The sequence below is a fragment of the Reichenbachiella carrageenanivorans genome, assembly GCF_025639805.1.
GTDB lineage: Bacteria > Bacteroidota > Bacteroidia > Cytophagales > Cyclobacteriaceae > Reichenbachiella > Reichenbachiella carrageenanivorans.
This window is the reverse complement of sequence record NZ_CP106735.1, coordinates 1,143,910-1,165,485: the sequence shown is the minus strand read 5'-3', so window position 1 is coordinate 1,165,485 and position 21,576 is coordinate 1,143,910. Positions and strand designations below refer to the sequence as shown.

At 42.9% G+C, this 21,576-nt stretch carries 15 protein-coding genes; 11 read left to right on the top strand and 4 right to left on the bottom strand.

Annotated elements, in window-relative coordinates; genetic code table 11:
- The first annotated feature begins 43 nt into the window (after nucleotides 1–43).
- Nucleotides 44–814 carry an acyl-CoA desaturase gene (locus N7E81_RS04600; RefSeq protein ID WP_263052108.1) on the top strand — a complete coding sequence of 257 codons (771 nt, stop codon included), beginning with the start codon at nucleotides 44–46 and terminating at the stop codon, nucleotides 812–814.
- A gap of 54 nt (nucleotides 815–868) precedes the next feature.
- On the opposite strand, the gene N7E81_RS04595 is transcribed toward N7E81_RS04600, so the two are convergent.
- A complete protein-coding gene (locus tag N7E81_RS04595; RefSeq protein ID WP_263052107.1) occupies nucleotides 869–3,928 on the bottom strand; it encodes an AsmA-like C-terminal region-containing protein in 3,060 nt (1,019 codons plus the stop codon).
- A gap of 277 nt (nucleotides 3,929–4,205) precedes the next feature.
- Between N7E81_RS04595 and N7E81_RS04590 the strand changes: the two genes are divergently transcribed.
- The 6 genes from N7E81_RS04590 to N7E81_RS04565 all read left to right on the top strand — a co-directional run bounded on the left by N7E81_RS04590 (nucleotide 4,206) and on the right by N7E81_RS04565 (nucleotide 13,853).
- Nucleotides 4,206–6,812, top strand: a complete 2,607-nt coding sequence (locus N7E81_RS04590; RefSeq protein WP_263052106.1) for an AsmA family protein — start codon at nucleotides 4,206–4,208, stop codon at nucleotides 6,810–6,812.
- Nucleotides 6,813–6,844: 32 nt separating this feature from the next.
- The gene (locus N7E81_RS04585; protein WP_263052105.1) at nucleotides 6,845–7,240 is read left to right on the top strand and encodes a tellurite resistance TerB family protein; all 396 of its coding nucleotides are present in this window, start codon (nucleotides 6,845–6,847) and stop codon (nucleotides 7,238–7,240) included.
- Between the two features lie 251 nt (nucleotides 7,241–7,491).
- Nucleotides 7,492–9,876 (top strand): penicillin acylase family protein, encoded by a 2,385-nt coding sequence (locus N7E81_RS04580; RefSeq protein ID WP_263052104.1) that lies wholly within the window; start codon nucleotides 7,492–7,494, stop codon nucleotides 9,874–9,876.
- A 137-nt stretch (nucleotides 9,877–10,013) separates the two neighbouring features.
- The gene (locus N7E81_RS04575) at nucleotides 10,014–11,387 is read left to right on the top strand and encodes a M20/M25/M40 family metallo-hydrolase (RefSeq protein WP_263052103.1); all 1,374 of its coding nucleotides are present in this window, start codon (nucleotides 10,014–10,016) and stop codon (nucleotides 11,385–11,387) included.
- Nucleotides 11,388–11,530: 143 nt separating this feature from the next.
- Nucleotides 11,531–12,781: a flavohemoglobin expression-modulating QEGLA motif protein gene (locus tag N7E81_RS04570; protein ID WP_263052102.1), complete on the top strand. Its 1,251-nt coding sequence runs from the start codon at nucleotides 11,531–11,533 to the stop codon at nucleotides 12,779–12,781.
- 1 nt (nucleotide 12,782) lies between these two features.
- Nucleotides 12,783–13,853, top strand: a complete 1,071-nt coding sequence (locus N7E81_RS04565; protein ID WP_263052101.1) for a DUF4056 domain-containing protein — start codon at nucleotides 12,783–12,785, stop codon at nucleotides 13,851–13,853.
- A 53-nt stretch (nucleotides 13,854–13,906) separates the two neighbouring features.
- On the opposite strand, the gene N7E81_RS04560 is transcribed toward N7E81_RS04565, so the two are convergent.
- Complete coding sequence (locus N7E81_RS04560) at nucleotides 13,907–15,589, bottom strand: M56 family metallopeptidase (RefSeq protein ID WP_263052100.1); 1,683 nt, start codon at nucleotides 15,587–15,589, stop codon at nucleotides 13,907–13,909.
- The gene (locus N7E81_RS04555; protein ID WP_263052099.1) at nucleotides 15,582–15,956 is read right to left on the bottom strand and encodes a BlaI/MecI/CopY family transcriptional regulator; all 375 of its coding nucleotides are present in this window, start codon (nucleotides 15,954–15,956) and stop codon (nucleotides 15,582–15,584) included. Before N7E81_RS04555 ends, N7E81_RS04560 begins: the two co-directional genes overlap by 8 nt.
- 182 nt (nucleotides 15,957–16,138) lie before the next feature.
- Between N7E81_RS04555 and N7E81_RS04550 the strand changes: the two genes are divergently transcribed.
- From N7E81_RS04550 to N7E81_RS04535, 4 genes are all read left to right on the top strand, one after another.
- Complete coding sequence (locus N7E81_RS04550; RefSeq protein WP_263052098.1) at nucleotides 16,139–17,308, top strand: MFS transporter; 1,170 nt, start codon at nucleotides 16,139–16,141, stop codon at nucleotides 17,306–17,308.
- Between the two features lie 12 nt (nucleotides 17,309–17,320).
- Nucleotides 17,321–17,761 carry a DinB family protein gene (locus N7E81_RS04545; protein WP_263052097.1) on the top strand — a complete coding sequence of 147 codons (441 nt, stop codon included), beginning with the start codon at nucleotides 17,321–17,323 and terminating at the stop codon, nucleotides 17,759–17,761.
- Between the two features lie 211 nt (nucleotides 17,762–17,972).
- Nucleotides 17,973–18,842: an alpha/beta hydrolase gene (locus tag N7E81_RS04540; RefSeq protein WP_263052096.1), complete on the top strand. Its 870-nt coding sequence runs from the start codon at nucleotides 17,973–17,975 to the stop codon at nucleotides 18,840–18,842.
- Nucleotides 18,843–19,157: 315 nt separating this feature from the next.
- Nucleotides 19,158–20,057, top strand: a complete 900-nt coding sequence (locus tag N7E81_RS04535; RefSeq protein ID WP_263052095.1) for an NAD(P)/FAD-dependent oxidoreductase — start codon at nucleotides 19,158–19,160, stop codon at nucleotides 20,055–20,057.
- Between the two features lie 11 nt (nucleotides 20,058–20,068).
- Here the strand turns inward: N7E81_RS04535 and N7E81_RS04530 are convergent, their stop codons facing one another.
- A complete protein-coding gene (locus N7E81_RS04530; RefSeq protein WP_263052094.1) occupies nucleotides 20,069–21,553 on the bottom strand; it encodes a sensor histidine kinase in 1,485 nt (494 codons plus the stop codon).
- Between the last annotated feature and the right edge of the window lie 23 nt (nucleotides 21,554–21,576).

Genomic DNA, 21,576 nt, shown 5'->3' with positions numbered 1-21,576 from the left:
TAAGGATTGATACTGTCCTTGTATATGCAAACAAACAATTGAAATGGAAATATTAATTTTTATGTTAGTGATGTGGTACGGAGGTTTGTTCTTTCAAACGTTCTTCTTGCATCGATATTCGGCTCACCAGAGTTTTACTATGTCTCGGTTTGGCGAAAAACTATGTTACTTTCTTACTTGGCTCTTTCAAGGGTCTAACTATCTGAGCGCCTATGGCTATGGTACTATGCACCGCATGCATCATGCCTATGCTGATACTGAAAAGGATGTACACTCTCCTAAATATGATGGAAACCTATTTGCGATGATGTGGCGTACAAAAACCACTTATTCTGCTATTACTAATAAGGAAATAGAGGTAGAAAAGAGATTTACTGATGGGGTACCTGAGTGGCCTACATTCGACAAATTTGCCCGCTCTTGGATATCAAGAGTCGCTTGGGGCGCCGCTTACACATTGTTTTTCTATGAGTTTGCTACTGCATGGTGGCAATGGTTGTTTTTGCCAGTGGCATTTTTGATGGCGCCTATCCATGGTGCGATTATCAACTGGTTTGCTCATGTATATGGTTATGTAAACTTCAAAGTAGGAGATACCTCAAAAAACTTGCTCCCATTCGACTTTTTGATGATGGGCGAAAGCTATCACAACAATCACCACAAGCATGGCAACAGAGCTAACTTTGGTGGAGTACGTTGGCATGAAATAGACCCTACTTATGTGATCATGTGGATCATGGACAAATTGGGTATGATTCATATCAAAAAACTAGAGATTTCGGTAAAAAGAGAGAACTTAAAAAAAGCAGCTTAACCACAGTATGCGAGCACAAAAAAGCCAGATTAGGATATCCTAATCTGGCTTTTTTTATTGTGCGATTTGTAAGTTCATCATTTTGAGGGTTGAGTCTACATGTGCGTATCGATGATTCAATCGTTCTAGGTCTTCGCGATATTCTTTCTTTTTCATGGATTGGATGTGCATTTTTCCATTTTCCGACCGAGCCTGTAGGTAGTGTTTGATTGCGCCAAAAGTTGCCTGCTTATTCTCTCTTACTTGCTTCCTTTTTTTCTTTTGAGACTTAAAGAGCAAATCGCCTACACTGACTTGAAGGTCAAATCCAAACCCGATGTCCTTGTTGTGATAGCCTGAAAACTCAATGTTGGAAAGAGAGGTTTTGAATACCGTGCGAGGTAGCAGCACCTCATCATTGTGAAAGAGTACTTCTAGGTTTCTATTGGCGAGTAGGATGGTGTCTCTATTCGCTTGTTTGATGAATTTCAAAGATTCCGTGATCGGGGGAAACTCCATCAGTTCACCGTTGCTCAACGATACCTTTATCTTTCCTAGCATTTCATCTTCTTGGTGCTCTAGTTTGTGATTGAATTGGAGCAAAACTTGTCCTCCCACACCTACTTCTCCTTTAAAATGTTTTTTGGAAAACAGTTCCTTGTTGGGTCCCCCAAATTGATTGGTTAAACTACCCAAATCAATATGTTTGGCATCGATATTACAAAAAGCCTTTACTTCTGAATATTTATCCTGTTTGATTATTCCCGAAAGGTTGATCTGACCTTCGAACAGTTCAAAAGCAGCGTGGTCTAGCCGAATATGGTTTTCATTCAGCTGGAGCTGAATAGCTAACTGGTCTGCAACGATGTCTTTATAATTGACCTGAGGGGCAGTAAGCTCGAAAGTATACCCATCGATGATAAATGTACTTTCTTTTGATGTGCTATCTTCTTTCTGCACTTGGGGTTTTATAGTGTTGTAGTATTGTTTGATAGAATCTATATCAATAGCGGTTAGGGCTACAGTAGATTTTCCTTCCAGATGATATACAGAGTCGATGAGTAGCATGTCGAACCTAGACTGGACTTGACCATAGGGGAAGCTAAAGTCCAATGTTCGGGTATGGATGTTTTGGTCTTGCATATCGGATACGATGTGAATGTCTTGCAGTGTGATTTTGTCATGGGTCAGTGATTTGAATTTCAGATCTGTGTGTACGGTGAAGGCTGCGTAGTCAGGGAGTGTGCTAGATTCTTTTTTATTTACTGCCGTTTTAGGTTGCCAATAGTTATTTGTATTGATGTGATCCAAGTCGGCTTTGAGCCAAATTTCGTAATTCTTGGCCTCGGTAGTTGAAGGGCGAGACACGCCTTCTAGCCAAAAATCTCCTTGATCAAATTTGACATGTCCTTTGTGTAGTAGCATGGAGTCGCTAGTGAGTGAGAGGCCGATATCAATACTTTCTGCTCTATAGTCTTCGTAGGCAAATTGATTGAATATGATGTTGCAGTTTAAATTCAGAAAATCAGGAAATTGAAAGGCAGCCAAATTGGAGGCTTCTTCCTTGTCCTCTTTTTTATCCATGACTAGGTCTGCTTCGGTGAGGGCAAGGTTATCCAATATGATGGACAATTGTGCATGTGATTTTCGCCCAGACTTTTGTTCTACCAAAGGCATGAAATTTGGGGTGTGGCCAGAGATATTAATTTTAGCTTGGTTGTATCTGGCATGCAGGTTTTGCATGCTGAGTTCGGTGTTTTTCACCACGACCTTTCCGTGTAGTTGTTCTATTTTTATGTTTGATGGCTTCTTGAGTAGCCACACGTTTTCAAATATGATTTCACCATTGAAATGTGGCTCTTTGGTTTGTCGCATTTTTTCGAGTTCCGACATTCTTCCTTTCACATCAGCATGGATACGTATGCTGCCAGCCATTTCTAAATCGGGAAAGTCTAGCAATTCGTTTACATCCTCCAGTTCTATTTCGGATGAGGCTTTCATGTCTATATATGGATCATCGAAGTTTCGAATATAACCTTGGATAGCAAAGAAACTATTATCCACCTTAGCCCGACCAAAATCAATGACCATTTCGCTGGTTTTGGCGTTTCTGAGTTTTCCATTACTAAAATGTCCTCTGAAATTGACGCTGTCTACTATGCCTGGCAACCCAGCTCTAGAAAATGAAGCATCTTTCATTTCGAATAGAATATCGATGTTTGGAAAAGTGACAGGGTCTACATAACCAGAGTTGTGAATAGTGAGCTGCAGCCGAGCATCTGGATTGTGCTGATGAAAATTGAGCGTTTGAAACTGTGGAATCAAAGCAACGTATTCGTTGACTCTTGCTTCGTCTCCTTCTAGAGTGATGTCCAGCATATTGCCGTAGCCTATGGGTTTTAGTAGCCCGTAGGCTTTGAGGTGTGCATTGTAAAGTTGCAGTGTGCCATCGAATAGGATTCGGCTATCCAATGTATTTAGCCTTAGTGTGGACTGGTGCGCAGCTATTGGCACAGCGGTTTGGCTCAGCCGGCCCTTAGATATCATGGTGTCGAGCACACCAAAAGCATCGCCTTTAAATTCTAACAGATCGTCGAAGGAGCGTAGACGAAAGTCTCCTTTTTCTATATTCATCCGTATACGATTGCCTTTGTATTCGTTGTTTATAATGATGAGTGCGTCACGTATTTCGATAGCAGGCACATCTAGCATCAGGCGCAGACCAGTACTAGGGCTGGTTTTTTTCTTAACGCGAATCATGAATTTTTGCCCTGTAGAATCTACTGGTGCTAAAAATCGAGGACGAATGATTTCTATTTTACTCAGAGCATAATTATTGTCATAAATGTCCAGCAGATTTATTTGCATACCCATGCGGTCGGAATAAAGGACTTCGTATTTATCTTCTTTAATTGAAAGCCCTAACACAGAGATCGTAAGCTCTGGAAAATGCCTCAGTGCACTGACTTCTATGTTGTCGAATGTGATTTCAGATTCCAAACTTTCATTGGCCAAAAATTGTAGTTCTTGGACAACATCGTGTTTATACCACACGCTCACGGCCAGCTCCAAAAAGAGTAATGGAAGGAAAAGCAGAAGGGCGATGACACCAACCAGTCGAAGGAGAATTTTCATAAATGCAAGTATACGATTCTAAGGTATCAATTAATCATGATATTTAATTGCAAGAATGTTGATTATAAGAACCTTCGGCCAGTAGGAAACAGCTTTCGAAGTATTGGCCAAAAAGACGTGTCAAGAACCTTCATGAGATAGCGCTTTACATACCCCTTTACTTTCATGTTAAAATCAAAATTCTCTTTCCGAAGAATGGCATCCAGCACAATAAATCTCTAACTTAGATCGATCTAGTTTAATATGTTTTACCAGTCCTCCTAGTCTCATGAGCTCAATGAAAAAAACTGCCAAAATCTTCGGAATCACGCTGGCCATATTGATGGCAGTTACCATATTTCTGCCTCTTATTTTCAAGGATGAAATCAAAGAGGCTGTGGACGAAGCCATTGCAGAAAATGTGAATGCTAAGGTCTATTATGATCAGCGCGGGTTTCGTCTGTCTTTGATTCCCAACTTTCCTAATTTTACTTTTAGCATGAGTGATTTTGGTGTAGCTGGGATAGAGCCGTTTGAAGGAGATACCCTGCTGCAGGTGGGCACATTCGAATTTGTGATCGACCTTTTGTCTGTGGTCAGTGGCGATCAGATTGCTATCAATGCTATCCTGCTTGATGAGCCAAACATCAACATCAAAGTGCTCAAAGATGGCCGTGCTAACTATGACATCCTCAAAACTAGCGAAGCGCCTCTAGATGTGGAAGAAGACTCGGTAGGCGAAGCCACGACTTTCAACATCAGTATCAAACAATGGGATGTTGTTAATGGCAATCTCGTGTATGACGACCAATCAATGCAGGTACTTACTAAAATTGGCGGGCTCTATCATTCTGGTAAGGGAGATTTTACCGAAGATGTTTTTGACCTATTTACCATCACTAAAGTGAAACAGCTGTCTGCCGACTATGAAGGAGTGAGCTATCTGAGTAACAAAAAGCTAGAAATGGAAATGACACTCAATATGGACTTGCCCCAAGCCAAATACACATTTAAACACAACTACATAAAGCTCAATAATTTTAGAATAGGGATCGATGGTTATGTATCTATGCCCAGCGAAGACATAGACATGGATATCACATATACTGGTCAGGATATCTCGATTGCCAGTATACTGTCGCTCATTCCGGGTGTATATCAGGAGTACATAGATGGCATATCAGTGGCGGGAGACATCAACTTTAACGGCACTGTCAAAGGCACCTACAATGAAAAAGTACTACCTACTGTAACGGCGAATCTAGACATTGTGGACGGGAGTATTAAGTATGACGAATACCCCATTCCAATGAAAAAAATCAACATGAAATCGTCTTTGCTCGTGCCAGGTGAAAATATGGATGCAATGACTTTCGATATGCCCCAGTTTTCTTTACAGGTAGACGGAGAGCCGCTTGTAGCCAACTTACATTTTGAAAACTTGAAAAACTACACCTGGGATTTTGGGTTTGATGGCAATGTAGACTTTGAAAAAGTGCTCAAAATCGTACCCGTGGAGGGCATAAACCTCAAAGGAAAATTAAATGCCAAGCTCAAGACCTCAGGAAATATGCGTTTGGTAGATCAACAGCGTTATAATGAAATACCGGCCAAAGGCAGTATGACGCTTACGGGCTTCTATTTCGATAGCCCCGATTTACCTCAAGGGTTCGGTATCAAAGAAACCAAACTTAAATTTACGCCGAAAGAGATCGCTTTGACCAAGTTTGATGCCACTATTGGTAAAAGCGATATGCAAATGAATGGCTCGTTGTCCAATTTTATTGGTTACGCTTTGAGCGAAACCCAGACTCTCAAAGGCCAATTGAATTTTTATTCAAATCAATTCGATCTGAATGAGTGGATGTCCGAGGCTGATACGGCAGAGGTAGCCGAAAGCACCGAGACTACCACGCTAGAAGTGGTACGGCTCCCGATTAATATCAATTTTGCATTAAATTCTAAAATCAAAAAGATATTATATGACAACATGGTGATCGAAGATTTAGACGGATTGATCACGGTCAAAAATGGAACGGCCAGATTGGATAGTGTAGGTTTTCGCTTACTCGATGGTGATTTCGAGATGAATGGGGGGTACAATTCCGTACCAAATCACCCATTGTATGATTTCGAATTTTCGGTGCAGCATTTATCCATCTCTACGGCTTTTGCCTCTTTCAACACCATCGAAAAAATGGCTCCCGTAGCCAAAAACATGCAAGGTCAATTTTCAACGGAAATGAAAATAGCGGGCACACTCGATGAAGGTATGGAGCCCAATTTAAACGACATGAATGGGTCGGGAGTGCTGCTCATAGAAGAAGCATTTCTCCAAGGCGAAAAATTAATGGATGCCATTGCTAAGGTGGCTAAGTTCGACGACGACACCCTCAAAATCAAAGACACCCAAGTGACCTTTGAAATCAAAGACGGTAGAATGTTTGTAGACCCCTATACCATCAACTATGCAGGGTACGAAGCTACCGTGTTTGGGTCTAACGGGTTCGATGGCAGTATCGATTACAACGTAAGCTCAGAAATACCTACAGGAGCAGTGGGGGCAGCTGTCAATAGTTTATTGGCGCAATATACTGGCGGGCAAGCGCTCATTGGCGAGACCATTCCGCTTTCCATCAATGTAGCAGGCACCTATGACAATCCCAAAGTAGGTTTGGGGCAATCTACCAGTACAGGGTCGGAGCCTTCGGCCAAAGACGCTGCTACCGCGGCAGCAAAGGAAGCGTTTGAAAAGCAGAAAAAAATAGCTGAAGACAAGGCCAAAGCCGAATTGGAAGCACAAAAGAAAATAGCCGAGCAGAAGGCCAAGGCCGAGGAAGAGCGTCTAAAAAAAGAGGCTGAAGAGAAAGCCAAGCAGTCGCTCAACAGTCTATTCAAAAAATAGGGTATCTTGCTATAGATTCATTAGCAGAGACTATGGTAAAAGAACAACTCAAAGCACTAGCCCAGCTCGCGAGCAGCGATGGGGACATCGATGAGCGTGAGCTGAGGTTGATCAACCGGATAGGTGAGGCCCATGGTTTGAGCGAAGAGGCTATTCAGGAGATTATCAATAGTCCAGCGGGTCAGCTGGGAGATTTGACATCACTTAGTGAAGATGATAAGTTTGAGTTTCTGTATTCCATCATCCAACTGATGAAAATAGACGACGAAGTCTATAATGAAGAAGTACTCTTTTGTCAGCAAATTGCCATGAAATTGGGCTATGGCCTTGGTGCTGTGATGGAAATGTACCCACTCGTGCACAAAAACCTAGTGATCCGCTCCGAAAAGCTCCAACTCAAAAAAAGACTTCAGAAATTTTTGAAATAGCCTATGCTAACCCTTCAAAAACTCCTGTCAAGATACACCTATTGCCCGACTAATATCCCTCTATAGCTACGGTCTACGCTGTTTCACATAGCCATTACCGCTAGCAGCTATTTCTCCCTTGAGGGAGCTAGGGGGAGGGAAAATCAACATCTAACAAGCGACTTTACCACCAAATAAATTAAAACAAATAACTCGTTTGTTCGAAAAACGTAGAGTAGCTAACTTGATCATTCATCACATGAACCCCAATCATGCTAAAGAAAACACTAACTATTCTATTGGTATTTGTGCTCATCGGTGTGGCCACCTTTTGGTATTTGCAATCCCTCAAGCCTCAATATAGCGGCGAGGTATCATTGCCGGGTCTTACATCAGAGGCCACTATTTATTACGACGATTTTGGTATTCCACACATCTATGCCGACAATGAAGTCGATGCCTATCGAACATTGGGCTATGCCCATGCACAAGACCGCTTATGGCAGATGGAGGTTGTCCGCAGGATCGCTCCAGGTCGTTTGTCTGAGATATTTGGTAGCAAGTTGCTCAAGGTAGATAAGCTCTTTCGTGCCATGGGCTTGCAGCAGTATTCAGAGCAGACGCTTGTGGAATTCGAAGCCCATGGCGATCCCAAGATCAAAGCTGCTGCTCAGGCCTATTTGGCTGGCATCAATGCCTTTATCGACCAAGGCCCTACACCTATAGAGTTTACGCTTGTGGGAGTGGACAAAACACCTTTTTCGCTTATCGATGTCTACAACACCATGGGCTATATGTCTTTTAGTTTTGCTGCCGCACAAAAAACCGAACCTATTGTTACCCGAATTTTACAGGAGTATGGTGCCGACTATCTCAATGATCTGGATGTAGCTATTCACCCTACGAACACACGCATGAAAAGCTTCGTGGCAGCTTCGTCTATGGATCAGATGGCCTTGCGCATCGATCAGATTCTGTTAGATCTGCCAGCTGCCCCGATGATTGGGAGCAACAGCTGGGTATTGGGCGGTAAAAAAACGAAGTCGGGCAAGGTCATTTTGGCCAACGATCCTCACATTGGATTTTCACAACCAGCAGTATGGTATGAGGCTCATATAGAAACACCAGAGACCAGCTTTTACGGGTATTATTTGGCGGGATATCCTTTTGCTATCATGGGACACAATAGGCAATATGCTACGGGATTAACCATGTTTGAAAATGACGACATTGATTTGTATTTTGAAAAAACCAACCCAGACAATCCTAACGAATATTTGTATAAAGAGGAGGCTCGACCCTATGAGGTCAGACAGGAGCGAATTATAGTCAAAGATTCGACGGCCGTCGAAATGAGTATCAAACACACCCACCATGGCCCCGTGATGAACGAAGCGCTGGCACTAGATGATAATTGGCCACCAGTTTCTTTGTATTGGGTCTACACCCAAAAAAGTGGAAAAATATTGGAGGTGACTTACAATTTTTCACACATCAAAAATTTTACAGACATGAGAAATACCGTAGCCCAGATCCATGGTCCTGGACTCAATGTCATGTATGGAGATCATCAGAATAACTACGCCCGCTGGTCGTCGGCTCACCTGATGAAGCGCGCCAAGGGGGTCAATTCTAAGCTGATTTTAGACGGTCAGTCGGGAGCCAACGACGTGCTCGGGTTCTATGATTTCACCTACAACCCCAAAGCCGAAAACACACCTTGGGGCTATGTCTATAGTGCCAACAATCAGACCGATACCACCAAGGGCCTTCTCGTGCCAGGCTACTATTTGCCAGAGGACAGAGCCAGAAGGATAGACCATTTGCTGAGCGAAGACAAGCGGTGGGATGTGGAAGACACCAAACAGATGATGCTAGATGTGACGTCAGAAAATTCACCCGAAGTGGTGGCATCGATACTGGCTGCCATAGATGATAAACTCGTCAATTCGGAAAACGAAGAAGAAGCCATTCACCTTTTGGGTAATTGGGAGGGCAATTATCCGTTAGACGGCATAGCCCCCACTATTTACAACAAACTGATATATAAAATACAGGAAGGTATCTTTATGAATAAACTCGGAGCGGAAGGTTTTGACATTTACATGAAAACACATCTTATGAAACGCAGCTACCAGCTGCTCTTTGCTAATGACAGTTCGCGCTGGTGGGACAATCCTCATACGCCAGAGATAGAAACCCGTTCACAAATTATCACAACGGCCTTTACGGATGGCTTAATAGAATTAGAAAAGCAGTTAGGCAAAGACATGAGCCAATGGACATGGGGGCGGGTACATACGCTAGAGCATGGCCATGTGCTGGGTGCTGTAGAATTGCTTAGAAAATTTTTCAATGTTGGTCCCTTTGCTGTACCAGGCAACAACGAAGTAATCAACAACTATATCTATCGCTGGACGGCAGATGGACAATACAAAACATTGGCGGGGCCTTCTACCAGACGGATTGTAGACTTTGCAGACGTGGAGGGCAACAGCTGGAGCATATTGCCCACAGGCAACTCAGGCAATGTCCTGTCTCCACACTATGCAGACCAAGCCGAAATGTACGTGAAAGGCGAATACAGAAGGCAGTTGATGAACAAAGAAGAAATTATGCAGCAGGCAGGTCAGCCACTGGCATTACGTCCTGAGTGAGGAATAAGCCAACCCATGAGGGCTTTGAGCCACTCATGTAATGTTTTCTAAAAATGTGAGTAGATATTGGTGAATTCAAAAGGCTAAAGTTTAATCTTGTCACACAATTATTTTTCAGACTAATCAACGATCCAATCATGAAAAAATGTTTGCTCGCAGCAGTATTGCTGCTTATCGCTCTAGTGTCTACTCAAGCGCAAGATCACGAAAAAAATCTCCGTACCATCTTCGACGAGGCGCTGACCAACGGACAGTCTTATCCCATGCTCGAATATTTGTCGCTAAATATCGGTCATAGATTGAGTGGTTCACCTTCGGCAGCTGCAGCAGTGGAGTACACCCGCCAGCAAATGGAAGCGCTGGGTTTCGACAAGGTCTATTTGCAAGAAGTGATGGTGCCACATTGGGTACGTGGACAAAAGGAAATAGGTAGAATCGTAAATGCAAAAACTTTTGGATCGCAAGACATGAACGTGATTGCCCTTGGTAATAGTGTAGGCACAGGTCCGTCAGGCCTTTTGGCCGAGGTAATCGAACTACAAAGCCTAGAAGAATTGGAAAAACTAGGTAAGAAGAATATTGAAGGTAAAATCGTGTTTTTCAATAGGCCGATGGATGCCAAACATATCAATACAGGTCATGCTTATGGTGGTGCAGGAGACCAGCGTGTGGTAGGTCCTTCGGCTGCCGCCAAATACGGAGCTGTAGGTGTAGTGGTGAGGTCGCTTACATTGGCACTCGACGATGTACCACATACAGGGACACTCATTTATGAAGATGGCGTGACACAAATTCCAGCCGTAGCTATCAGTACCATAGGTGCCAACTATCTGAGCAAAACCTTGAAGACTAACAAAGGACTGCAGTTTTATATGGAAACACACTGCGAGATGCTACCCGATGTACTTTCGTACAATGTAATCGGAGAGCTGACCGGAACTACCCTACCCAATGAGTACATTGTAGTGGCTGGCCACCTTGATTCTTGGGATGTAGGTGACGGTTCCCATGACGATGGGGCTGGCTGTGTACAGGCGATAGAAGCCGTCAGGATTTTCAAAGCCACAGGCATTCGCCCCAAGCGTACAATTAGAGCGGTGATGTATATGAACGAAGAAAATGGCTTACGTGGCGGTTTGGAATATGCTCGTGTGGCCAAAGAAAAAGGGGAAAAGCATTTGGCGGCTTTGGAGTCAGATGCAGGAGGGTTCACACCTAGAGGGTTTGGGATCAAGTCTACCGATGCAGTATTGACCAAAATGCAAAGCTGGGTACCGTTATTGGCTCCTTATGAATTGCGAAAAATGGTGAAAGGCTATGGAGGCGCAGACATCAACCCACTAGAGGATCAGGGTACCGTGCTGATTGGGCTGATGCCTGATTCACAGCGCTATTTCGACTATCATCACACGGCAGAAGACACTTTTGATAAAGTAAACAAGCGTGAATTGGAACTGGGAGCGGCTTCTATGGCAGCGTTGATTTACCTTATCGACCAAGAAGGGTTTTAAAACCTTACGATAATAGTGAAAGAGCCCCCTTGGTGACCAGATAGCACCAAGGGGGCTCTTTTGTGTAAATAAATAAAGGATTAATATATCATTATCATTTGCTCCTGCTGTATTTTTATTGAGGTTTTATACTTCATAAAGTTATGGATGCAGAGAAAAAGCGAATCATTGAGATCAGCGACCGATTGCAGGTAGCGGCATCATCGGTTCGTATCCTGAGAAATATCGCTTGGTCGCAAGAGGTCAAAGACGAATTTTTCAAAAATAAAGCAAAGAAACTGCCTGTGGTCAGTTATGACCCCTATGATCCTAAACCTGTATTGAATCAGGTCAAAGGCCTGAGAACAATGATAGGAGGGGCGTCTAATCCAGTCAATAGTTGGGCTACATCTATTGCTAATAAAATAGAAAGTAGCGCCTTGTTGCTAAGTACACGAGGTACAGCCGAGTTTTTCACCCATGCGGAGGCGCTCTATGGAAAACCCAAAGATGCATTGCAAAATGGACTGCATACCACGCTAGAGTTGGCGCATCACTTCGATTCGATTTTCGACAATGTAAAAAACATGGATCTCGGAGCGCCTTTAGAGGCTAAATTTAGTGCTGAGGCTTTGGCTAAAAGCATGCGAAAAGTCGTGAAGGACAGTTTTGGAGAATTGGCGCCAGAGATTGTGATGGATGAAACGCTGGCTTCTAATGCGTTGGCGGGTAGGCGAAGAGTGTTTTTGAGACCGACAGCGACCTTTACCGACAAGGATGTGAATCAGCTTATTCAGCATGAGCTATTCGTGCACGTGGCAACCTCTCTCAACGGCTATATGCAGCCCAATCTAAAGATACTACGCGAAGGGCATCCTGGGACGACTAAAACCCAAGAAGGCTTGGCCGTATTTGCCGAGTTTATCACGGGATCTATCGACTTGGACCGTTTGCAGCGATTGTCGGATAGAGTCATTGCCATTCAGATGGCAATAGACGGCGCCAGCTTTTTGGATGTGTATCAATATTATCTGGAGAAGACCGACAATACCGATCAATCTTTTGAAAGCACCAAGCGGGTGTTTAGGGGCGGTTTAGTAACAGGTAAAGCGCCATTTACCAAGGACTTGGTGTATTTGGAAGGACTGATCACTGTACACAATTTTTTGCGTGTAGCAATCAGCAAGGGAAAACTCGAATATTTGGATCTATTGTTTTGTGGTAAGTTAGACATCATGGATTTGCCGGTACTCAAGCAGCTTTCCCAAATGGGCTTGATTGAAAAACCTCAATTTTTCCCTCCATGGATCAAGGATAAAAGGTTTTTGTTGTCTTATTTGAGCTATTCTTCTTTTTTGAATGGTATCAATCTGGATCGTCTGAAAGTGCATTATGAAGAGGTGTTAAACAGTTAAGATGAAGTGGATTTTTATCAGTTTGTGGGTGGTACTTATAGCACCAGCCCAAGCTAAAGCACCTGTACTTTCTGCTAAAGAGTTGGCTCATCCGCCAGCGAAGGTCATTCGTATTTGTTGTGCTTTTGGCTCAGAGGTGAGTGTGGGAAGGATTCCTTTTGTGAAAAAAACGGATATCATGTCGTTGGACGACTTGGGTACGCACCGGTATTTGGGAGGGCCATCCGAAGGCAATGGCATTATTTATACCCAAAAAGGCGGTTTTGTGGATTTGGGGCATTTGCGCGATTATGCAGATTGGACGGCTTATTTGTATGTTATGCTCACCTCAGAAGAGACTAAAGATGTGATTACTTTAGCGTTGGGTACCGAAGGAGGCCCAAAGATGCTTACACTAAAAAAATCTTCGATACCTAGTCATGTAGATCGGTATGAACTGGCTGGGCGCATGGCTTATGATCTCTCTGTTTGGCATGAGATCAGTACCTGGTTTGGTGCTTCATATATCCCGATGGTACCTGAGCGTTTTTCTAGTTTTTCGCCAGAAGATTTATATTCTAATTTATTGGGGGCACGATTGGGTATATTGGCTTTGCAAAGCGAACTGGAGTATGAAGAAGCCATCACACAGTTGTTAGCTTCTACGCTGAAATCGCTAGTGGCTGTAGATGAGATAGAAGAAACGTTTTTAGCGATGGAAAAGGTGGAAGATTTGTGGTGGACACGTGAAAAGGCGATCCCTAACAAAAGACTGTTGCTCAAAAGATACATGCAAAATGGGTCTGAATTGGTGCCTTGGCTCTTACCAGAAGATGTTCAAAGAGAAGTCCCCTGCATTTTGGATATCCCAGACGAACGACTCCGAAATTATTATGACCTCACCATCAAGCTCAATGCTCGGTTTCCCGTGGCTAGAATTTTTCCACTCAAGGAAGGCCGTGTGGTTTCACAAAATGATTTTGATGAGTTGATTTTGTTTATAGAGAAAGAAAGCGTTCGATTGGATGAGAAGTACGCGAAGAAGCCAAATACGAAGCCCAAGCGTGAAGTGAAAAAACCTACAGCCGGATGAGGTATAAGAAATCAAAATAGCCAAGGATTTAACCCCTTGGCTATTTGAAAGATTCATTTCTCGGCGATGGATATTGCCCGTGGTATTCCCTTACGAATTGCTTGATATTGGGCCAATTCTGTTGGGTTGTTCTTATCCAATTCGAAAAAGTTTACACCAAACATCTCCGAAGCTCTTTCTTGATAAATCACATCGAATCCTTCCATGATGTAGATCAAATTGCGCAAATAGGAGTCATAGGTATCATCATCTTCAAACTTAGCACTTACACAATAGTTGGTAGAGCCCATTTCTATGTGCTTGCGTACCATAGCGTTTACAAGATCCTGATTTGTCTTGCCTGCGTCTTCTCCAAGGTTAATTTTCAGAATATCAATGCCAGTTTTTGCTATGTACTCCTCATCAATTTTTGGTAGTTGAGGTACACCCGGTCTGTCATCGCCAGGAAGTGGTGGTAATAATATCGCCGTTTCTATGAGCTTGCCAGATTCAGATTCGCTGACGTAAAGGATCTTCCTTTGGTTGAGCCTTCTCAGTTCATCTTGTACTTCTCTGACAAACCCCATCGTTTGATTTTTATTAATTTCCAACAAGACGATATCATCAGACTGGATATTTGCTTTTTGCAATGCAGATTCAATGTCTTTGATCGCTGTTGGTGTGCTTTTTTGATAGACTTGACTATTGGTGATGTTGAAGGGAATGATATTATAATTTTTCCCCAAATACTTGGTGTAACCCACATCTTGAACTTTTGGTAACTCAAAGCTACTGGCCAAGCCTGTGTTGTCCACTTCAGCTTCGTCCGTAGTGGAGTTGCACTGAATCATTACAAGACTAAATACTATCGTGAATGCTAAGGCGCCAGCTACTTTAACTTTGCCGAACCCGCCTGATTTTTTATTTTTCATCATGGTTATTCTCTTTTTTATAAATGATAAATTGAAGTTGTGTACCAACCCGTAAGAGTTGTTGCTGATCAATTGTCTCAAAAGCAAGGTCTGATACTGAACTAAGGAATAACCCTCGTTTAGGATGTTGTTATCTGCTATATATTCATGTGTAGTTTTTAAGGATTTAATCAGCCGCCAGATCACAGGATTGAACCAGAAAAAGGCCGCCAATAATTGAACAAAAATTAAGTCTAAAGAATGTAGCTGCTGTACATGCGTTCGCTCATGAGCTAGGATGTGATCAAATTCCGTGGTACCTATCATTTCTTCATGCACAAAGACATAATTCAAAAATGAAAAAGGAGCCATTGGGTTTTTCAGTTTCACGATTTTGATGTTGTCAAACAACGCTTGTGAGTGTCTTCGAATCAAGCCGTAGATCCACTGCATCGTCAATACTGTGCGCGACAAACAAACCACTACGCCAATCAAGTAGACAGCTATTAGCATCCAAAGCGCCACTTCTATCCAGTTGATTTCACTAAACAGAGAGGGGGAAGGAGCAATAGGTGCTGTAGAAGTTTGGACATACGTCCAATCGGCAAAAGCATCGTAATACGATGTTCTGGCTTTGCTGATTTCCTGAATGGGTATTTTGGCGACAGGTGCTGGATTAAAATCAAAACTCAAAAACGGAAAAATCAAACTAAAAAGTACGATCCCAATCAAATAGAATCTATTGAGCATAAAGAAAGTTTCCTTTCTCAAAACCAATACATAGAGTGCATAGAGGCAGGCCAGCATCACGCTGGATTCCATCAAATACCATATGGTCTTATCCATTTTTCTGAGATTTAAGTGCTTCGAGCATTTTCATGGCTTCGTCAAGCTCTTTCTCAGAAAGCTCTTTGCTCTCAGAGAAAAAGTTGACCACTTTGGTGAGTGAATTGCTGTAATAGTCCTTCACCAAACGTGACAGCTGCCCCTCGCTGTACTCTTCTTTACTAATCAGTGGGTGATATTGGTGAGATTTACCGTAAGCCGTAAAGCCTATGATTTCTTTTTGTACCAATACTCTCACAATCGTAGAGACAGAATTGTAAGGAGGTTTAGGGTCGGGGTATTGATCGATGATATCCTTGATAAAACCTTTTTCGATACCCCAGAGAATTTTCATAATCTTCTCTTCTGCCTTAGTTAAAGTAACCATACTATTGAGTTTAATTTTAATCAGCTATACAATAGTACAACTTATTACTAAGTTTACAAACTTAATAATAAGTTATTTAACTTAATGATACGTTTATAGCTCTGTTTTCGGTATTAGATGAGGTATTTAGCTGATTTACCTGTGCTTTTAATTATGATTGCGAAAACAAACGGCGTCTCCTTTTGAAACCACCTAAGCACATCCTTCCGCTCATTGTCCTTTCGCAGTTTTTGTGTACCTCGCTGTGGTTTGCGGGCAATGCCGTACTTGGCGATCTCATGGCTAACTTTGGTCTGACCGATACTGCCTTGGGGCATTTGACCTCTGCGGTGCAGCTGGGTTTTATTGCGGGTACGTTGCTATTCGCTTTGTTTACCATCACGGATAGATACTCTCCTTCCAAAGTTTTTATGGTTTGTGCCACTCTGGGTGCGGGAGCTAACTTGGCCATGATTTGGGATGGTCACGGATTGGGTAGTCTATTGACCTTGCGGTTTTTGACTGGATTTTTTCTCGCTGGCATTTACCCTGTGGGCATGAAAATAGCCGCAGATTACTACACAAAAGGATTAGGTCAGTCTTTAGGCTATCTCGTGGGTGCGCTGGTGCTGGGGACGGCATTTCCACACTGGCTTCGGGGCACGAGTGCCGACTTGTCTTGGCATGTTGTGTTATTGACTACCTCAGGTTTTGCCATATTGGGAGGGTTGCTCATGCGGTTTGGTGTGGCTGATGGCCCCTATCGGCAACAAAGTACAGGGCTAGACCTGATGGCTGTTTTCAAGGTTTTTAAAAATGCTAATTTTAGATCTGCTGCCTTTGGGTATTTTGGTCATATGTGGGAGCTGTATGCATTTTGGGCTTTTGTGCCAGTGATGCTGACGGCCTATATACAGTTGCACCCCACGTATACTTTCAATATTCCCATGTGGTCGTTTGCCATTATAGCAATTGGCGGATTGGCTTGTGTGGGCAGTGGTTATCTATCGGCTTATTTGGGTGCCAAACGAGTAGCTTTTGTTTCGCTGCTGTTTTCTGGATTGTGCTGCTTGGTGTCTCCGTGGCTTTTTACTCAGTCCTCATCTTATTTGTTTTTGGGCTATCTATTGTTCTGGGGGATGGCCGTGGTAGCCGATTCACCTTTGTTTTCCACACTAGTGGCACAAAATACTTCTGCTCAGCTCAAAGGGACGGCACTTACGATTGTAAACTGTCTTGGTTTTTCTATTTCTATCGTCAGCATCTTGTTGGTGAGTCACTTTCTTCCTTTGCTAGGCGCTCAGTACAGTTATATCCTTTTGGCAATAGGGCCTATCGTGGGTTTGATCGCCCTGAGTTTGAAGAAAAAGTAGTAATTTCAATACATGATACCTTTTTTCAGAGACCTGTTTGACTACCATCACCAGACGAACCAACGTCTGGCAGATCAACTGATCGAACATGAAGTGAGATTGACGGATCGGAGTATTCCACTATTTTCTCATATGATCAATGCACATCAAATCTGGAACGCCCGAATACTTGATTTAGTGCCACTTGGCGTTTTTCAAGTGCATTCACTCAAAGACTGTAAAGCATTGGATGGTGAAAATTTTGACAAAAGTCTACAGATTCTTGACAGCTTTGATTTGAGTCAGCCTTGTTTTTATACCAATTCGAAGGGTCAAACTTTTGAAAACTCAATAAGAGACATCCTGTTTCATGCGACCAATCACATGACCCACCATAGAGGGCAGCTCATTTCTGACTTGCGTCAAAACGGCATGACGTCTATCGTCACAGACTACATTTTTTATAAGCGATAATTTTTTTCGATCTATTTCTTCTGCAAAGGTAGGGATGATCCGTATGTGTTCGTCTTTATATCTGAGGAGTAGGCAAGGCTAAAAAACGCAAGCCGCTCCAAAAGAGATTGAGGCAGTGCCTTATCACGGAAACCTTTTCAAGTAGAACCCATAGGAGTAGCAGCAGGCCGCACCTGTGGGTCTTTTTTTGACCGTTCATACGGTTTGTACCATGAGATTTGTGATTGACATAGTAGCTTACAGTAGCTACCAATCCAAAGATCAGATGAGACTTACAATACAATTACTTTTTGCTATTCTTTTGTTTTCGATCAGTGCTGTCGCACAATCTTCGTTTACTATTGGTGAGATTCAAACCATCGAATCCAAACATTTGGGAGAATCCCGTACGCTAAATATTTATTTGCCAAAGGGCTATCCCAATGATACTGTAAGCTATCAGACAATCTATCTGCTGGATGGCTCTGCGGACGAAGACTTTTTGCACATCGTGGGCTTGGTGCAGTTTTTCGATTTGCAGTTTCAGGCACCGCCTACGATCGTGGTGGGGATAGCCAATGTAGATCGCAAGCGTGATTTTACGTTTCCTACCACAGACAAGTCCCTTCAGAAAGACTATCCAACTACGGGTGGGTCAGCCAATTTTATAGCTTTTTTAAAAGATGAACTACAGCCGTACCTATCGGCTAATTATAAAGTGAACACAGAGCGAATCCTTATAGGTCAGTCGCTAGGCGGGTTGTTGGCTACAGAGATATTGCTCAAAGACCCGTCGCTATTTACCAAGTATTTGATTGTGAGCCCGAGTCTGTGGTGGGACAATGAGTCCATGTATCAGCAGATGGGAGATTTGATCAAAAAGCAGAAATATAAAGGGATAGAGGTGATCGTATCTGTGGGCAAAGAGCACCCCATGATGATCAAAGAGGCAGCAGGGCTTTATGAAGCACTGACACTAGAAGGAGGCAAAGACCTGAAGCTTGATTACCAGTATTTTGAGAAAGAAGATCATGCGACCGTGCTTCATGTAAGTATTTATCAGGCCTTTAAAGCGTTATATGGACAGTTAGAAAGAGATTAATGTGTCATGATTTATTTTTTCAAATATTGACTCATCGATTTTTTTGGAGCAGAGAGGTGTAGGCGCTCATAGTTACTTAGGGTTCTCCAAATGGAGAACGAGCCCGTAAGTCTAGTTATACTTTTCTCTGGAGTAAAAGATAGAAAGGAGTGTTTTGAGTTCATAGTACCTGTTTTACGAATATTTTCAAATAAGGATATTCACTTGTGAGTGCTAATAGTCGGCTATTTCCATAAAGGATTTTGATAATACTTTCATATTCGCAACATTGTTGCAAAACATGTCGTATGATTGTGGGAATCAAAAGACCATATCATGGACACAACTTACGAAGTCATTATCATAGGAGGGAGCTATGCAGGGTTATCAGCGGCTCTTACACTTGGCCGGTCACTTAGAAAGACTCTTGTGATAGATGCCAAAAAACCTTGTAACGAACCTACTCCTCATTCTCATAATTTTTTAACTCAAGATGGAGTGACTCCGAGTGAAATAGCTGCTACGGCTAAGGCACAGGTAGAGAAATATGATACTGTCCATTTTCTTGATGGAGTAGCTATTCAGGGCATTCAAACCGCTGGTGGCTTTAAGGTTACGACTCAAGCGGGTGAGCATTTTTCGGCCAAGAAATTGATCTTTGCGACGGGTTTAAAAGATCTTATGCCAGACATTGACGGGTTTGCCGAATGCTGGGGCAAATCTGTTTTGCATTGTCCTTATTGCCATGGCTATGAAGTACATCATCAGCCCACAGGCATTATCGCCAATGGAGAAAAGGCTAATCACTACGCTATACTTATTTCTAATTGGACAAAGAATCTGACGCTTTTTACCAACGGTCCATCTACTTTGACAGATGAACAAGCGAAAAAAATAGTTGCTCATGGCATAGCTATAGTAGAAACGCCAATTGAAAAGCTAGTACATAAAAAAGGGCAAATCAAAGAGTTGAAACTGATTGGAGGAACGGGGCATAAGTTAAGTGCTATATATTCATCGGCACCTACTGTACAGCATAGTGCTATACCTGAGACTTTGGGATGTGGACTCAGCGATGAGGGATTGATAACAGTAGATGAATTTCAGTGCACTACGGTGCCAGGTGTATATGCCTGTGGTGACAACTCGAATTTCAGGTCGGTGGCTTTAGCGGTATCTTCAGGCTTGATAGCAGGGGTAGTTACTAATAAGGTTTTGATAGAGGAGGAGTTTTAGCAAAGGTCTAATTATTTTCGATCTTTTTCGAGGTCTTTATAAATGCTTTGTTTGACACTCTCGAAGTCCTCTTGGTATTGATCCAGATAGCCATGTTCTTCTAGCATGGCCGACATTTTTTTGGCAATGCCGTCCATCTCTTCTGTCGATTTTTCTATAAGGCCCACGAAGTGCTCATGCTCATCAGCAGAGTTGGGATACTTTAGCAAATTGGTCAGTCCCATGATTCGCGAAAGCGGGGCACGGAGCATGTGCGAGTTCATAAAGGACTGCTTGGCAAGCAAGCGATTTTGCTCGGTAATGTAGTTGATGTGAGCTTTTTCTAATGCCCGCTTTTCTCTTTTCAGAATGTTCATTCTGTCGCCCAAGGCGAAAGCGAATAGCACGGCCTCTATAGCAAATCCGTAATAAAAAGATTGCTCCACAAAGCTATTGTACGGGATGATACCATTGGTAGAAAGAATAAACAGCACCATACTCGAAATGGCAAACAGCCAGCCCGTGACGTAAAATTTGGCATGTGCCAATCCATTGACCCAGACATAAACGGCTGATCCCCAAAGACTAAGGTTAAAAAGCAAAGAAGTGATGGAAACGATCTTAGCCATAGTACCTATGGGTACCATGAGCGAAGCGTCTAATAGCGGAACGACGACGACCAACATGACCGTGAGAAATGTGATCCATTGGGCAAAGTGGCGAGCCGTGTTTCGGAGATCTAAATACATGATGGCAAAGATTGCCCCAGACAAATAGCCAATACTCGTCCATATGGTATAAAACGGTACGCCTTGCCACATCCAAGATTTGCTAAACAGTACATATCCACCATGAAATGGCACCGCATAGGCCACAAACATCACATAGACCAAATAGGGAATAAATATGAAGTCCTTGGTCGAAACCAAAAGGAAAACATTGTAGATAAAAATGCAGAGCATAAATGCGATGAATGCCACGGGGATGATCTCCTTTTGTATGAGGAAGCTAGTCATAGCGGATAGGTCTCCTGTTTTTAGAGAGTAGTTTCTATGTCGCCTGGCGGATACGCGGAGGAGGTAATCTTGCGCGCCGTTGAGAGGAATGCCTAACGTACGAAACGGCAGTAGACCCGACTGTTGTGCCCCCATAAGGTGATCGTATGTTACGATGGATTGGTAGTCGCTGAGCGAGTCTTTGGCATATAGCGTAGCGGTCCAAACGGTAGATTCATTGCCTATATTCAAATATTCCTCCTGAGAGGATAGATTAAAGGCAAACCAAATGACGGAATCTTGTATCGAAAAGTTGATGAGCTCAGAAGAGACCGAAACGAACTGTTGCTGTCGCAGAAGATCTGTAGCTTCTTTCAAGGTAAGAGAACCTTCTGCATCTAGGAGGTATGAAAATTCTGAAACAACAGACAGCTTGGCCTCTTCCGCATAGGAGGAAGTAATAGCTCCCCATACAGAAAGACTGATGAGGAAACACGATAAATGACGAATGGTAACTTTCAAAATCCTGTTTGCTGTTGCTCAAT

What these genes read in the sequence shown, in the direction of transcription:
- N7E81_RS04600 (WP_263052108.1), top strand. Translation starts at nt 44, where the DNA reads ATGGAAATATTAATTTTTATGTTAGTGATGTGGTACGGAGGTTTGTTC.
- N7E81_RS04595 (WP_263052107.1), bottom strand. Translation starts at nt 3,928, where the DNA reads ATGAAAATTCTCCTTCGACTGGTTGGTGTCATCGCCCTTCTGCTTTTC.
- N7E81_RS04590 (WP_263052106.1), top strand. Translation starts at nt 4,206, where the DNA reads ATGAAAAAAACTGCCAAAATCTTCGGAATCACGCTGGCCATATTGATG.
- N7E81_RS04585 (WP_263052105.1), top strand. Translation starts at nt 6,845, where the DNA reads ATGGTAAAAGAACAACTCAAAGCACTAGCCCAGCTCGCGAGCAGCGAT.
- N7E81_RS04580 (WP_263052104.1), top strand. Translation starts at nt 7,492, where the DNA reads ATGCTAAAGAAAACACTAACTATTCTATTGGTATTTGTGCTCATCGGT.
- N7E81_RS04575 (WP_263052103.1), top strand. Translation starts at nt 10,014, where the DNA reads ATGAAAAAATGTTTGCTCGCAGCAGTATTGCTGCTTATCGCTCTAGTG.
- N7E81_RS04570 (WP_263052102.1), top strand. Translation starts at nt 11,531, where the DNA reads ATGGATGCAGAGAAAAAGCGAATCATTGAGATCAGCGACCGATTGCAG.
- N7E81_RS04565 (WP_263052101.1), top strand. Translation starts at nt 12,783, where the DNA reads ATGAAGTGGATTTTTATCAGTTTGTGGGTGGTACTTATAGCACCAGCC.
- N7E81_RS04560 (WP_263052100.1), bottom strand. Translation starts at nt 15,589, where the DNA reads ATGGATAAGACCATATGGTATTTGATGGAATCCAGCGTGATGCTGGCC.
- N7E81_RS04555 (WP_263052099.1), bottom strand. Translation starts at nt 15,956, where the DNA reads ATGGTTACTTTAACTAAGGCAGAAGAGAAGATTATGAAAATTCTCTGG.
- N7E81_RS04545 (WP_263052097.1), top strand. Translation starts at nt 17,321, where the DNA reads ATGATACCTTTTTTCAGAGACCTGTTTGACTACCATCACCAGACGAAC.
- N7E81_RS04540 (WP_263052096.1), top strand. Translation starts at nt 17,973, where the DNA reads ATGAGATTTGTGATTGACATAGTAGCTTACAGTAGCTACCAATCCAAA.
- N7E81_RS04535 (WP_263052095.1), top strand. Translation starts at nt 19,158, where the DNA reads ATGGACACAACTTACGAAGTCATTATCATAGGAGGGAGCTATGCAGGG.